This is a genomic window from Gemmobacter megaterium (genome assembly GCF_900156815.1).
In the GTDB taxonomy this organism is placed as follows: domain Bacteria; phylum Pseudomonadota; class Alphaproteobacteria; order Rhodobacterales; family Rhodobacteraceae; genus Wagnerdoeblera; species Wagnerdoeblera megaterium.
In genome coordinates this window covers 521,024-533,886 of sequence record NZ_FTOT01000001.1, presented here as the reverse complement: position 1 = coordinate 533,886, position 12,863 = coordinate 521,024, and the positions used below count along the sequence as shown (strand labels likewise).

Sequence of the window (12,863 nt, the reverse complement as noted above, 5' to 3'; positions counted from 1 at the left end):
AATCCTCCCTGAAATGATTGGCATGGCGGGACATGGGCCCACCGTGCAGATCCGTGCAAACTGCGACGGGCTATTCGGCGGCGATGCCGATCTTGCCCACATCCTGACCAGAGGCCGCCAGCACCGCCTTGACGATGTTGTGGTAGCCCGTGCAGCGGCAGATGTTGCCTTCCAGATGGTGGCGCACCTCGGCCTCGGTCGGGGCGGCATTCTCGGCCAGAAGCGCGGCGGCCGACATCACCATGCCGGGTGTGCAGAATCCGCATTGCAGCCCGTGATGGTCCTGGAACGCCTGTTGCAGCGTCGAGAGCGAGCCGTCGGGGTTCGCCATTCCTTCGATGGTGGTCACGGCTGCGCCTGCGACATCCTGCGCAAGAACCGAACAGCTTTTCACGGCAAGCCCGTCCACATGCACCGTGCAGGCGCCGCATTGGCTGGTATCGCAGCCGACATGGGTGCCCGTCAGTCCCAGGCCCTGGCGCAGGAAATCGGACAGCAGCGTCCGCCCCTCTGCCTCGGCCGACATGGTGCGGCCATTCACCGTCATGGTCACTTTCGCCACGCGTGCTCCTCCCTGATGTAGCTGGCTGGCAGGGGGAGTTAAGCACGGCGGATCCCATGCGTCTACAGCCGCCTTGCGCCATGTGACTCACTTTGCAGAGAATTCGCCGCGCGCGGCCGTCCCGGTTCAGGCCGGATCCGGGCGCGGTTCGGCGCGGGTGCGCGGGCGCGGGCGAGTGGGGATTTCGGTCAGCAGCCCGCCGACGCCCATCCGCGTGATCTGATCGGCCCCGACGGTCAGGCCACAGGCCACCCGCTCCAGCACCCAGTCGGCACCATTCAGCGCGGGGGATCGCGCGCATCCTGGCAGGCCGATCACCGGGCGCGGCCCCAGACGGCCCACAAACAGCAGATTGCCCGGATCGACCGGCATTCCCACATGGTCCACCTGCCCGCCGGCCTGCCGCACCGCCTGAGGCGCGACATCCATCGGATCAGAGGTGGCAGAGCCGGTGAGGATGAGGATCAGGTCCGTCCCCGCAACCTGACGCAGCCTGTCCGCCAGCGCATCGGCCCGGTGCGGTACGGTGTGATGCGCCTCCAGCCGCATCCCCAGCCGTTCCAGCCGCGCGGCGGTCACGCGGGCGCCCTTTGGCGGTGCAGGCCCGTCCCCGATGAGCGTTTCGATCAGCACCGCGCGGTGCAGAACCGGGGGGCACAGGCTCAGCGCGCCCTGCCCGGCCTGACAGGCGCGCTCCAGCGCCGCGCCCGCAACCGCATAGGCGATGATCTTGACCGTTGCGGCCATCGTCCCCGATTCCAGCCGCTGCCATTCCGGCACTGTCGCCACCGTGATCATCGGATCCACGGCGTTCAGCGCGTGCACTGCCTGTGCTGCGACCCGCAGCAGCCCCGGACCTTCGGCATGTATGTTGACGCGCCCGGTCCCCACCGGCTGTATGCGCAGGCCACTACCTGCCACCAAAGCCCGCGCCAGCCGCAAGGCGGCGGCATCCTCGGCCACATCTGCGGGGTCAAGCCGCGCCACGGTGATTTCCGCCAGACCGGCCGCTGCAAGCATGTCCAGATGCGCGGCCTCCAGCACCTGCCCCTTGCGCAATCGGCCCGTGGGCAGGTGCACCGAATGCGCAAGCACCGCGCCCAACGCCTGATCGACAGAGACCGGGCCGAACCGCATCAGCCCCTCCTCAGCGTCTCGACGATCTGTGCCAGCACCGAAACCGCAATTTCGGCAGGGGTGGCCGCGCCGATGTCCAGCCCCACAGGGGCACGAATCCGGGCGACAAGATCCGCGCCGACGCCCGCCGCCTGCAACCGCTCCAGCCGTTTGGCGTGGGTGCGGGTCGAGCCCAGACAGCCAAGATAGAAACACTCGCTGGCCAGTGCCGCCAGAATAGCAGGATCGTCCAGTTTCGAATCATGGGTCAGCGTGACCACGGCTGTCCGCGCATCCGGTGCAAGGGCCGCCAGTGCCTCGTCCGGCCAGTCGTGCAGGATGGTTTCGCCGGGAAAGCGCGCGCCAGACCCAAAGGCATCGCGCGGGTCGATCAGGATAGGATCGAACCCCGCGATCCGGGCCATCGGCAAAAGCGCCTGGGCAATGTGCACGGCCCCCACGACGATCAGGCGCAGCGGCGGATTGTGAACGGCGATGAACGTGCCGTCCTCCTCCAGGCCAGAGCGATCCAGACGCAAGCGGCGCAGCACCGGCTCGGGCGCCTCTGCGGGCGACATCAGGCGGCGCGACCAGTCCGACAGGTTCACCCCATAGGCGCGGGGCTGGCGGCTGGCACGGGCCGCCACCAGATCGGCCAGCATCGTATCGGGCAGGCCCTGCGCCCCGCCCACGGGCTCGACCAGAACGCGGATGGTGCCACCACAGGCCAGCCCGACCGAAAACGCCGTCTCGTCCGCGACGCCAAAGGTCAGCAGCCGGTTCCGGCCATCGGCCATCGCCTCGATCGCCTCGGTCACGACGGCGCTTTCGACGCATCCGCCCGAGACCGACCCCATGATCTCGCCGGTGCCCGACACCGCCAGTTGGCTGCCGGCCTGGCGTGGGGCAGAGCCCCAGGTCTCCACCACCGTGGCCAGCGCGGCGCCCCTGCCCTGGCGGTGCCAGTCGAGCGCGATTTCTGCGATACGGTCGTGCCGGTTGTCCATCGCGGCCTCCTCCTTGCCGATACCCGACTATGCGCCGACGCCGGGACGGGGGAAAGGGGGCACCCGATCTGGGGCGACGGCGCTGCGCACAACCTGCCATGACCAGAAAAACAAGGGCTTTGCGAACTGCGGGCCGTCCGCTACGCTTGGACTATTCGACACGATGCATACTCCACCGAATGATACGCAACTCCGACAGGGGCAAGTCATGTATGACAATCGCATTCGCGGCGACGCCGGGAACAACAAGCTGACAGGAACGCCCGGATCTGACGATCTGATCGGCCTGGGCGGCAATGATACGCTGGCCGGTGGCAAGGGGCGGGACCGACTGGATGGCGGCGACGGCAATGATGTGCTGTCCGGCCAAAAGGGCAACGATCTGTTCATGGCCTCGACCGGGCGCGACCATCACATCGGCGGCGACGGGGTGGATACCGTAAGCTACGCCAACGCCTCGCAGGGTGTCACGGTCCAGATGAACCTGCCGGGCGGCTATGGGTTCGGCTGGGCCGCAGGCCATACGTTCAGCGGGATCGAGATCATCCTTGGCTCGCGCTTTGACGACACGATCACCGGCAGCAGCGCCGAGGAAACCATACGCGGCGGCAAGGGCAACGACATGCTCGGCGGCTGGAGCGGTGATGACCGCCTGTATGGCGAGGCGGGCAATGACGTGCTGATCGGCGGGTTGGGAAACGACCGGCAGTATGGCGGCGGCGGCAACGATTCATTGCGCGGCGATCAGGGGGATGACCGGCTGTTTGGCGGCAAGGGCAAGGACACGCTGGATGGCAGCGACGGGGACGACCGGCTGTATGGCGGCGCAGGCAACGATGACCTGCGGGGCGGGCCCGGCAGCGATACGCTGACCGGCGGCAAGGGCGCGGACATCTTTACCTTCTGGTCGATCTTCGACACTAATCTTGTGACCGACTTTGATGCGGCGGAAGGCGACAGGCTGTATTTCTATCGCGTGGCCACCAACTATGCCGAGTTGATGGACAATGCCGCGACAGTCGATGGCGACACGGTATTCACCTTCGACACCGGCACGGTGATCGTTGAAAACATGATCAAGGAGGATTTCACCTCCTCGATGTTCATCATCTGGTAGCGGCGAGCGGCCGCCCATAGCGCCCGTGTTGACCGCTGATCGCCTTTCTGCGATGCAAGTTGCAGGCACGGCACAGGACGGAACGGCAGAACATGAAGGTCATCATCTGCGGTGCCGGCCAGGTCGGCTGGCAGATCGCCCGTCAACTGGCGGGCGAAAACAACGATGTCACCATCGTTGATTCCAACGCCGATCTGGTGCGGCGCGCGGCCGATACGCTGGACGTGCAGGGCATCGCGGGATTCGCCTCCTGGCCTTCGGTGCTGGAAAAGGCTGGGGCGCGCGATGCAGACATGCTCATCGCCGCCACCTATTCCGACGAGGTGAACATGGTCACCTGCCAGGTCGCGCATTCCATGTTCGGCGTGCCGCGCAAGATCGCCCGCCTGCGCGCCCGCGCCTATCTGGAGGCGATGCACGCCGACCTGTACCGGCAGGACCATCTGCCGATTGACGTGGTGATCAGCCCGGAACGCGAAGTCGCCGAAGCCGCCTTGCAACGCATCGCGGCGCCTGCGGCCTTTGACACAGAGGCGTTTCTGGACGGTCGGGCGCAGCTTCTGGGGCTCGCGCTGGATGCCGATTGCCCGGTGCTGAACACACCCCTGCGCCAGTTGACCGATCTGTTCTCGACCCTGCGGGCCGTGGTCGTCGGCATTCGCCGCGATGGCCGACTGTTTGCCCCGGACCCCGGCGACCAGTTGCTTGCAGAAGACCGGATTTATGTCTTCAGCCATGTCGATGACGTGAAGAGAACCCTGGAAATATTTGGAAAAGCGACAAAAAAGCAAGAGCGCGTGGTCGTGGTGGGCGCGGGCAACGTGGGCCTTGCCGTTGCGCAGGCGCTGGAACAGCGGGCAGAGCGGGTGCGCGTGCGCGTGATCGAGCGCAACCGTCAGCGGGCCGAACTGGCCGCCGACGCGCTGGAACGCTCCATCGTGCTGAACGGCGACGGCCTTGACATGGAAATCCTCGAAGAGGCCGATATCGACCGCGCCGATGCCATTCTTGCCGTGACCGAAGACGACCGGACCAACCTGCTGGTATCGGTGCGCGCCAAACAGATGGGGTGCCAACTGGCCATTGCGCTGGTCAATGATCCAACGCTGGTGCCGTTGACCGATGTGCTGGACGTGGATGCCTATATCAACCCGCGGGCCACGACGGTTTCCTCCATTCTCAAGCATATCCGCCATGGCCGGGTGCGCGCCATCTATTCGCTTGGCGATTCCGAGGCCGAGGTGATCGAGGCGCAGGTACTGTCCACCTCGTCGATCGCCGGCAAGCTGGTGCGCGACATCGCGTTTCCCGAAGGTGTGCTGGTCGGCATGGTGATGAAGGGCAGCGAAGTGGTGCGGGCCCACCCTTCCTTGCGGATCGAGGAGGGCGATATCATCGCCCTGTTCGCCATGGCCGCCGATGTCCCAGAGGTGGAGCGCCTGTTGCAGGTCTCCATCGACTATTTCTAGATGTTGCGCCTGACCGCCCTGCCCTTGCCGGTGGTGCTGACGGGACTTGCCGCGCTGGCCATGTATGTGCCGGCGATTCACGCCCTGTCGCTGGACCAACACCGTATTGCGCGCGCCTTCTTTTACCCGGCGACGCTGATTCTGGTGCTGACGGTGCTTGTGGCCATCGCCACTGCGGGGTGGAAGCCCCACAATCCCGCGCGCAGCCACCTGCGAAGCTTCGTGCTGGTCTATGCCTTTCTGCCGCCGGTCCTGGCGCTGCCGTTCTCCGAGGCGGTGCGGGACACCAGCTATTTCAACGCCTGGTTCGAAATGGTGTCCGCCTTTACCACCACGGGGGCCACGCTGTATGACACGCCGGGGCGCCTGCCGGACCCGGTGCATCTGTGGCGCGGGCTGGTCGGCTGGTTCGGCGGGTTCTTCATCCTGGTCTCGGCAACGGGAATCCTGGCCTCGCAACATCTTGGCGGCTTCGAACTCTATGCGCCGCGCGCCATTGGACGGGTGCGCCTGGAGCCCGGACAAACCGGGCCGGTGACAGAACCGTCGCAACGCCTGTTGCGTCATGCCGCGACCCTATTGCCGGTGTATGCGGCGTTGACCGCCCTGGTCTGGATTGCGCTGCGCATCGCGGGGGATCCGGGCCTGGTCGCGCTGATGCATGCCATGGCGACCGTTTCAACCTCTGGCGTCTCTCCGCTGCTGCGCCTGTCCGATGCTCCGTCGGGCACCATGGGCGAGATGATCATCGCGCTGGCCCTGCTGTTTGCGCTGACCCGCCGCTTCATGCCCGGCGCCGCGCGGATCGAAACCGAAGTGCCGCTGATCCGCGATCCCGAACTGCGGGTTGGCATGGCGTTCCTGATTCTGGTCCCGGTGGCCCTGTTTCTGCGCCACTGGATCGGCGCATTCGAGGGGCAACTGACCAACGATGCCTGGCAGGCTGTTCAGGCCCTGTGGGGCGCGGCGTTCACGGTGCTGTCCTTCCTGACCACGACGGGATTCGAATCCGCAGGTTGGGCGGATGCCCGCGCCTGGTCGGGGATGGATGCGCCCTGGCTGATCCTGCTTGGCCTGTCGATGATCGGGGGTGGGGTGGCAACCACCGCAGGCGGGGTCAAGCTGTTGCGGGTCTATGCGCTGTACAAACTCGGCCGCCGCGAGCTCGACCGGCTGTCGGAGCCGTCATCGGTGGGCGGCGGCGGGCCGGCAGCGCGGCAGATGCGAGGCGAAGGGGCGTTCATCGCATTTGTCTTTTTCATGCTGTTTGCGCTGTCGCTTGGCGTTGTGAACCTGATCCTGGCCTTGCTGGGAATTCCCTTCGAGCGCGGTCTGGTCCTGTCGGTCTCTGCGTTGACCACCACGGGGCCGATGGCGGCCGCCAGTCAACTTTCGGAAACCGGGTGGAGCAATCTTGTTCCCGCCGCCAAGGCGGTTCTTGCCCTCGCCATGGTCGTCGGACGCCTTGAAACACTGGCCTTGCTGGCGTTTTTTCTGCCTGCCGCCTGGCGCCGCTAGCAAGGTGTTTCCCCCGGTTTCCGGGGAAATTCGGACTTAGGTCCGTAACGGACTGTTTTTTGGGCTGGAATCTCCCGCCAACCCGGCCCATATTCACTGCGCGGGGAGGAACCGCGACATAAACGCCAATAAGAACGCGCGACAAAGGCAATAAAACATGGCTGGTGACAAACAGAACCTGCAGGACGCATTCCTGAACCACGTCCGCAAGGCCAAGATTCCGGTGACCATCTTCCTGATCAACGGGGTGAAGCTGCAGGGCGTGATCACCTGGTTCGACAATTTCTGCGTGCTTCTGCGCCGGGATGGACAGTCGCAGCTTGTCTACAAGCACGCGATCTCGACCATCATGCCGGGCCAGCCGATCAGCCTGTATGAAGGCGACGATTGACCGAGGTTTTCAACACCGCCGGGCGCGATACGCGCGCCTGGGTCATTCACCCCGACCTGAAGTCCGATCCGGGACGCCGCCTGCCAGAGCATAGACTGGCCGAAGCGGTATCCCTGGCAGCCGCCCTGCCCGAAATGCAGGTCTGCGGCGCTGAAATCGTGCGTTTGCCGCGGGCCCAGCCGGGAATGCTGTTCGGCTCGGGCAAGGTCGAGGATCTCAAATCCCGCCTCAAGGAGGCCGAGGTAGACCTCGTGCTGGTCGATGGCCCGGTGACGCCAGTCCAGCAGCGCAATCTGGAAAAGGAATGGGGCGTCAAACTGCTGGATCGCACCGGCCTGATCTTGGAGATCTTTGCCGATCGCGCGCGCACCCGAGAGGGCGTGTTGCAGGTGGAACTGGCCGCAATCAGCTATCAACGCACGCGGCTGGTGCGGGCCTGGACCCACCTGGAACGCCAGCGCGGTGGCTTTGGCTTTGTCGGCGGCCCCGGTGAAACCCAGATCGAGGCCGACCGCCGCGCCATCGACGAGCAGATCATCCGGCTGAAACGCCAGCTCGACAAGGTGGCGAAAACCCGTGAACTGCACCGGGCCGCCCGGCGCAAGGTTCCCTTTCCCATCGTGGCGCTTGCTGGCTATACCAACGCCGGAAAATCCACGCTGTTCAACCGCATGACCGGCGCCGAGGTTATGGCCAAGGACATGCTGTTTGCCACTCTCGATCCTACCATGCGCGGTGTCGTGTTGCCCTCGGGGCGGCGGATCATCCTGTCCGACACCGTCGGATTCATTTCCGATCTGCCAACCCAACTGGTCGCCGCATTCCGCGCCACCCTTGAAGAGGTGCTTGAGGCGGATCTGATCCTGCATGTCCGCGACATCTCGCATCCCGAGACATCCGAACAGGCGGCGGATGTGGCCGAGATTCTGGGCTCGCTGGGCGTAAGGCCGGATGTGCCGGTCCTGGAGGTCTGGAACAAGCTGGATCAGGTGGCGGACACGGCACGCGACGCCATGATGGCCAATGCCGGGCTGCGCGCCGATGTGCTGCCCGTCTCTGCGCTGACCGGCGAGGGAATTGACCGCCTGCTGGATGTCGTCAATGACCACCTGGGCGAGGAACGGCATGAACGCGCGCTGTCCTTGCCGTTCTCGGACGGACGCAAGCGGGCCTGGTTGCACGAGCGCGGGCTGATCAGCGAAGAACGCGAAACCGAGGACAGCTGGTCCATGACCGTGCTGTGGACGGACCGACAGGCCCATCAGTTCCGCGCGCTCTGAGCCGGCGCAGAACCGACCGGGGCCCCCGCTCTGATCCTGATGCGCCTAGCGGCCCTGCTGACGCCGCGCCATGAAGGCAAGGCGTTCGAACAGGTGAACATCCTGTTCGTTCTTCAGCAATGCGCCGTGAAGCTTTGGCAACAGGCTGGTCCCTTCGCGCTTCAGATCCTCCGGCGAGAGATCCTCGGCAAGCAGCAGCTTCAGCCAGTCCAGCACCTCGGAGGTCGAGGGTTTCTTTTTCAGCCCCGGCTGTTCGCGCAATTCATAGAACTGGGTCAGCGCCGTTGTCAGCACCGCATCCTTGATCTGGGGGAAGTGCACCGCCACGATGCGGCGCATCGTCTCCATGTCCGGGAAGCGGATGTAGTGAAAGAAACAGCGGCGCAGAAAGGCGTCGGGCAGTTCCTTTTCGTTGTTGGAGGTGATGATGACGATGGGCCGCTGTCTGGCCCGGATCGTCTCGCCGGTTTCGTAGACGAAAAACTCCATCCGGTCGAGTTCCTGAAGCAGATCGTTCGGGAATTCGATGTCGGCCTTGTCGATTTCGTCGATGAGCAACACCACGCGGCCCTCGGCCTCGAACGCCTGCCAGAGCTTGCCCTTGCGAATGTAGTTTCTGACGTCCTTGACCCGTTCGTCGCCCAACTGGCTGTCGCGTAGGCGCGATACGGCATCATATTCGTACAGCCCCTGTTGCGCGCGGGTGGTCGATTTGACATGCCATTCCAGCATCGGCAGACCCAGCGCCTGGGCGACCTGGCGGGCGAGTTCCGTCTTGCCGGTTCCGGGTTCGCCCTTGACCAGAAGCGGGCGTTGCAGGGTGACAGCCGCGTTGACGGCAACCGTCAGATCCTCGGTTGCGACATAGGCTTCGGTCCCCTGAAAGCGCATGGTCATCCGGACATTCCTCCCTTGTGCTGCTGCCGGGTTACCCAGCCGCAACCGCATTTGCAAGCACCGCTGTCCCGTGGGCCGCCCGCGCCGGGTGCACGCGCCCACAATTCGTGCAAGCCGGGCAAAAGCGGTCGCGCGGGCGCAATGTGTAGTGACATTGCCGGGACCATGGGCTAAGTGCAGCGCGCACAGGTACCGGGGATCGGCGGTGACGGACCATGCCGCGATCCGGTTTTGAAGAGGTAGCCAGGATGAAAGCGGAAACCTTCCTTCCAGAGGATTACCGTCCGGCCGAGGACGAACCTTTCATGAACGCGCGGCAGTTGGAATATTTCCGCCGCAAGCTGTTGATCTGGAAAGCAGAATTGCTTGGTCAAAGCGCCGAGACGCTGGACACGCTTGGCGAAAGCGCCCGCAATGTTCCTGATCTGGCGGATCGCGCCAGTGAAGAGACCGATCGCGCGCTGGAGCTTCGGACTCGTGACCGTCAGCGCAAGCTGATCGCCAAGATCGACGCGGCAGTGCGGCGGATCGAGAATGGCGAATACGGCTATTGCGAGATGACGGGCGAACCGATCAGCCTCAAGCGGCTGGATGCGCGCCCCATCGCCACGATGACGCTGGAGGCGCAAGAGCGTCACGAGCGGCGCGAGCGTGTTCACCGCGACGACTGACCCCGGCGGGCCGGCCATTCACAGCGATTGAGCGCGCCGGGGCCATTCCCCGGCGTGTCCGTTTCAGGGGGCAGCAATGCTGATCGGGCAGGAGATCACGGTTCTTGGGGCGGGCATCGCCGGGCTGGCGGTGGCGCGGGCCCTGGCGTTGCGCGGCGCAAAGGTCACTGTCCTTGAACAGGCCGAGGCCGTGCGCGAGGTCGGCGCAGGATTGCAGATCACCCCGAACGGTGCGGCCGTGCTGGCGGCGCTGGGACTTGGCGGGGCCCTGGCTGCCGCCGGGCTCGCGTCGGAAGCGGTCGAGTTGCGGGACGGCCTCTATGGCGACCTGATCGCGCGGCTGGATCTGGCGCAGTTGCGACCGGGGCAGGTCTGGCATTTTCTCCATCGCGCCGATCTGATCGCGGTCTTGTTGCAGGCGGCGCGGGATGCCGGGGTGGAGTTGCGACTGTTGCAACGGGCGGAGCGGGTCGCCCTGACCGAGGCAGGCCCCGTGCTTGTCACCGCGCAGGGGGCCGAACTGCGCCCCGGCTTGCTGATCGGGGCCGATGGCCTGCATTCCGTCGTGCGCAGCGCCTTGAACGGCGCCGCCGATCCGCTGTTCACCCGGCAGGTCGCCTGGCGCGCGGTGATTCCCGCCGAGGCGGATTGCGCCCCCGTGGCAGAGGTCCATATGGGCCCCGGCCGCCATCTGGTCAGCTATCCCTTGCGCGACGGTCGGCTGCGCAACATTGTCGCCGTCGAGGAGCGCAGCACCTGGGTCGAGGAAGGCTGGGCGCTGAAGGACGATGCGATGGAACTGCGTCTTGCCTTCGAAAGTTTCGCACCGCGTGTGCAGGGCTGGCTGGAGCAGGTGGACGAATGCTGGTTGTGGGGGCTGTTCCGGCATCCGGTGGCCAAACGCTGGGGATGGGTCGCACCCGAGGCCACCACCCGCGGCGTGGCCTTGCTGGGCGATGCGGCGCATCCGACCCTGCCCTTTCTGGCACAAGGTGCGAATATGGCGTTGGAGGATGCCTGGGTTCTGGCTTCGTCTCTTGCCAATCACACGTCGTTGGCGGCCGCATTGGCGGGGTATCAATCGGCGCGGGCGGGGCGCACGGCGCGGATCGTGGCCGCTGCCACGGCCAATGCCCGCAACTATCACCTGCGCAGCCCGATGCGCGAGGTGGCACATCTGGGGCTGCGCACCATCTCCAGACTGGCGCCCGGCCAGTTGCTTCGGCGCTATGACTGGATCCACGGCATGAATGTGGCCGCAGGCTAGACGCCTCTGGCGTTGGCCCCGATCCGGGGCGCCCGGCGCCGTGATCAGACGCGCGCGCCGGATGCCCGGCGGCGGTCCGCGATGCGGTGCTATGCCATCTGTGCCATGCGGCGCAACATCGTCCGCACGATCAGGCGATGCGCCGGGGCGACAGGCAGCATATAGAGCCGGCCAAAGAAATTATGCGTTTTAACCGAAGATGTTATGGCCAGCTCTTCACCCATGGTCGAAATGCAGGTCATCACGTCGAGATGGCGGTCGCGCTCTGTCAGAACCAGAACATCCGGGGCGCTGTGCTCCACCAGAAAGAACTCCAGCCGGTCGCCAACCGCCACGCTGTCGCGCCGCGCCCCGCTGAACCCGCCGATCCGGCGCACGCCAAAGCGCGACGACACCGCGTCGCGGATGCGAAAGGCGAGTGCCATGAACGGCAACGGACGCGCCATGAGGAGGTTCCAGGCCTCCAGCGCGCCCAAGGGTCGCGGCAGGCGCACGGTCTGGCGATCCAGAAAATCCAGGTGCTCTGTCGCGCCCAGAATGTGGCTGTTGGTATTGGGCAGAACCATCGTCATGGCGGAACCTTCGCGCGGGAATTGCCCAAGATTGCCGGGGCCCATGGCATCCGGCCATGTGTCACATGCGCGCAAGGCGGGCGGGCGCGGACGCGCGGGTCAGGGTGTCAGGAACCGAACCCAGGGCAATCCGGCAATCCGGGCGCAATCGGCCTCGTAGGCTTCGGTCAGCCGGGCGACGGTCTCGTCGGTCCAGCCGGGCAGATCGACCTCGACCTCCAGCCTTTCGGGCAGGGCAAAACGCTCCAGATAATCGGCGATCCCACGGCGGCGCTCGGCATCGGTCAGGGGTTTGGTTTCGGCCAGCCATGCGGCCATGCGGCGCTGGCCCACTTCCGACATCAGGCTGGCCGGCAGATCCAGCGCATGGGCCAGCTCTATCCCCTCGTCATGGCCGGAAACCGCGCGCAGAACAGAATGCCAGATCAACGGCGTGTCCTCGTCGCACCAGACGGTCAGGCCCGCCTCGGGACAGGCCGCGTGGATGCGCTCCAGCAATTCGGACCAGCGCAGCGCCTGGGCATCGAAGCCGTCGGGCAACGGCTCCTGCCCCTTGGCCTTGCGGCGGGCGGACAGCGCCGGAAGGAAGGTGGCGGGATTGCGGATCGCCAGATGGAACTCTACCCCGTCCTCGGGGAACAGCGCTGCCAGACCGCGGCTGCGTGCGGCTGCGGCGGGATAAAGCTGGCTTTGCGTCACGGCATCGCGGGGAAAGGCCAGGAAGCCTTCGAACGACAGGATCAGCCGCGCGGTTTCATCCTCGTCGGCACCGGGCAACAGACCGTCGAGCAATTGTTCCGCCCCTGCCGCATCCGCCGCGCGCCCTGCAAAGACAGATGCGGCAGCACGCAGCAGATCGGGGTAGCGGTCAGGTTCCGGCACGGCGATGCGCTCTTGCCGCAACAGCGCACGGTTGCGCAGCAACACGCGCAACAGCCCGCCATCGTCCGTGCAATGCACCCCGAGGTGATAGACGATCTGCATCCTGCCTGCACC

13 protein-coding genes are annotated in these 12,863 nt (G+C 65.6%); 7 read left to right on the top strand and 6 right to left on the bottom strand.

The genetic code is table 11. The features are described from left to right. Positions 1-70: 70 nt before the first annotated feature. The 3 genes from BW970_RS02480 to BW970_RS02470 form a co-directional block, all read right to left on the bottom strand. Positions 71-562 carry a (2Fe-2S)-binding protein gene (locus tag BW970_RS02480; RefSeq protein WP_076528353.1) on the bottom strand — a complete coding sequence of 164 codons (492 nt, stop codon included), beginning with the start codon at positions 560-562 and terminating at the stop codon, positions 71-73. A 126-nt stretch (positions 563-688) separates the two neighbouring features. Then, positions 689-1,699: a molybdopterin-binding protein gene (locus BW970_RS02475; protein ID WP_076528351.1), complete on the bottom strand. Its 1,011-nt coding sequence runs from the start codon at positions 1,697-1,699 to the stop codon at positions 689-691. Continuing rightward, entirely contained in the window at positions 1,699-2,685 is a 987-nt protein-coding gene (locus BW970_RS02470; protein WP_076528349.1) for an XdhC family protein, read from the bottom strand. The genes BW970_RS02475 and BW970_RS02470 overlap by 1 nt, the downstream gene beginning before the upstream one ends. A gap of 208 nt (positions 2,686-2,893) precedes the next feature. On the opposite strand from BW970_RS02470, the gene BW970_RS02465 reads away from it, so the two are divergent. The 5 genes from BW970_RS02465 (at position 2,894) to hflX (ending at position 8,460) form a co-directional block, all read left to right on the top strand. After that, a complete protein-coding gene (locus BW970_RS02465) occupies positions 2,894-3,802 on the top strand; it encodes a calcium-binding protein (RefSeq protein ID WP_076528347.1) in 909 nt (302 codons plus the stop codon). Positions 3,803-3,894: 92 nt separating this feature from the next. Continuing rightward, a complete protein-coding gene (gene trkA / locus BW970_RS02460) occupies positions 3,895-5,271 on the top strand; it encodes a Trk system potassium transporter TrkA (protein WP_076528345.1) in 1,377 nt (458 codons plus the stop codon). Next, positions 5,272-6,789 (top strand): TrkH family potassium uptake protein, encoded by a 1,518-nt coding sequence (locus BW970_RS02455; RefSeq protein ID WP_076528342.1) that lies wholly within the window; start codon positions 5,272-5,274, stop codon positions 6,787-6,789. A gap of 157 nt (positions 6,790-6,946) precedes the next feature. Then, complete coding sequence (gene hfq / locus BW970_RS02450; protein WP_028028559.1) at positions 6,947-7,180, top strand: RNA chaperone Hfq; 234 nt, start codon at positions 6,947-6,949, stop codon at positions 7,178-7,180. Then, a complete protein-coding gene (gene hflX / locus BW970_RS02445; RefSeq protein ID WP_076528340.1) occupies positions 7,177-8,460 on the top strand; it encodes a GTPase HflX in 1,284 nt (427 codons plus the stop codon). The genes hfq and hflX overlap by 4 nt, the downstream gene beginning before the upstream one ends. Positions 8,461-8,505: 45 nt before the next feature. Here hflX and BW970_RS02440 read toward each other — a convergent pair whose 3' ends face one another. Then, complete coding sequence (locus BW970_RS02440; RefSeq protein ID WP_076529177.1) at positions 8,506-9,351, bottom strand: AAA family ATPase; 846 nt, start codon at positions 9,349-9,351, stop codon at positions 8,506-8,508. A gap of 254 nt (positions 9,352-9,605) precedes the next feature. On the opposite strand from BW970_RS02440, the gene dksA reads away from it, so the two are divergent. Together dksA and BW970_RS02430 are read left to right on the top strand one after the other, a co-directional pair. Beyond that, positions 9,606-10,028, top strand: coding sequence for an RNA polymerase-binding protein DksA (gene dksA, locus BW970_RS02435; RefSeq protein ID WP_076528338.1), 423 nt, complete (start codon positions 9,606-9,608; stop codon positions 10,026-10,028). A gap of 76 nt (positions 10,029-10,104) precedes the next feature. After that, a complete protein-coding gene (locus BW970_RS02430; protein WP_076528336.1) occupies positions 10,105-11,295 on the top strand; it encodes an FAD-dependent monooxygenase in 1,191 nt (396 codons plus the stop codon). Positions 11,296-11,384: 89 nt separating this feature from the next. Here BW970_RS02430 and BW970_RS02425 read toward each other — a convergent pair whose 3' ends face one another. Beyond that, complete coding sequence (locus BW970_RS02425) at positions 11,385-11,867, bottom strand: DUF2867 domain-containing protein (protein ID WP_229740426.1); 483 nt, start codon at positions 11,865-11,867, stop codon at positions 11,385-11,387. Between the two features lie 99 nt (positions 11,868-11,966). Beyond that, positions 11,967-12,851, bottom strand: a complete 885-nt coding sequence (locus BW970_RS02420) for a hypothetical protein (protein WP_076528334.1) — start codon at positions 12,849-12,851, stop codon at positions 11,967-11,969. Between the last annotated feature and the right edge of the window lie 12 nt (positions 12,852-12,863).

What these genes read in the sequence shown, in the direction of transcription:
- BW970_RS02475 (WP_076528351.1), bottom strand. Translation starts at nt 1,699, where the DNA reads ATGCGGTTCGGCCCGGTCTCTGTCGATCAGGCGTTGGGCGCGGTGCTT.
- BW970_RS02470 (WP_076528349.1), bottom strand. Translation starts at nt 2,685, where the DNA reads ATGGACAACCGGCACGACCGTATCGCAGAAATCGCGCTCGACTGGCAC.
- BW970_RS02465 (WP_076528347.1), top strand. Translation starts at nt 2,894, where the DNA reads ATGTATGACAATCGCATTCGCGGCGACGCCGGGAACAACAAGCTGACA.
- trkA (WP_076528345.1), top strand. Translation starts at nt 3,895, where the DNA reads ATGAAGGTCATCATCTGCGGTGCCGGCCAGGTCGGCTGGCAGATCGCC.
- BW970_RS02455 (WP_076528342.1), top strand. Translation starts at nt 5,272, where the DNA reads ATGTTGCGCCTGACCGCCCTGCCCTTGCCGGTGGTGCTGACGGGACTT.
- hfq (WP_028028559.1), top strand. Translation starts at nt 6,947, where the DNA reads ATGGCTGGTGACAAACAGAACCTGCAGGACGCATTCCTGAACCACGTC.
- BW970_RS02440 (WP_076529177.1), bottom strand. Translation starts at nt 9,351, where the DNA reads ATGCGCTTTCAGGGGACCGAAGCCTATGTCGCAACCGAGGATCTGACG.
- dksA (WP_076528338.1), top strand. Translation starts at nt 9,606, where the DNA reads ATGAAAGCGGAAACCTTCCTTCCAGAGGATTACCGTCCGGCCGAGGAC.
- BW970_RS02430 (WP_076528336.1), top strand. Translation starts at nt 10,105, where the DNA reads ATGCTGATCGGGCAGGAGATCACGGTTCTTGGGGCGGGCATCGCCGGG.
- BW970_RS02425 (WP_229740426.1), bottom strand. Translation starts at nt 11,867, where the DNA reads ATGACGATGGTTCTGCCCAATACCAACAGCCACATTCTGGGCGCGACA.
- BW970_RS02420 (WP_076528334.1), bottom strand. Translation starts at nt 12,851, where the DNA reads ATGCAGATCGTCTATCACCTCGGGGTGCATTGCACGGACGATGGCGGG.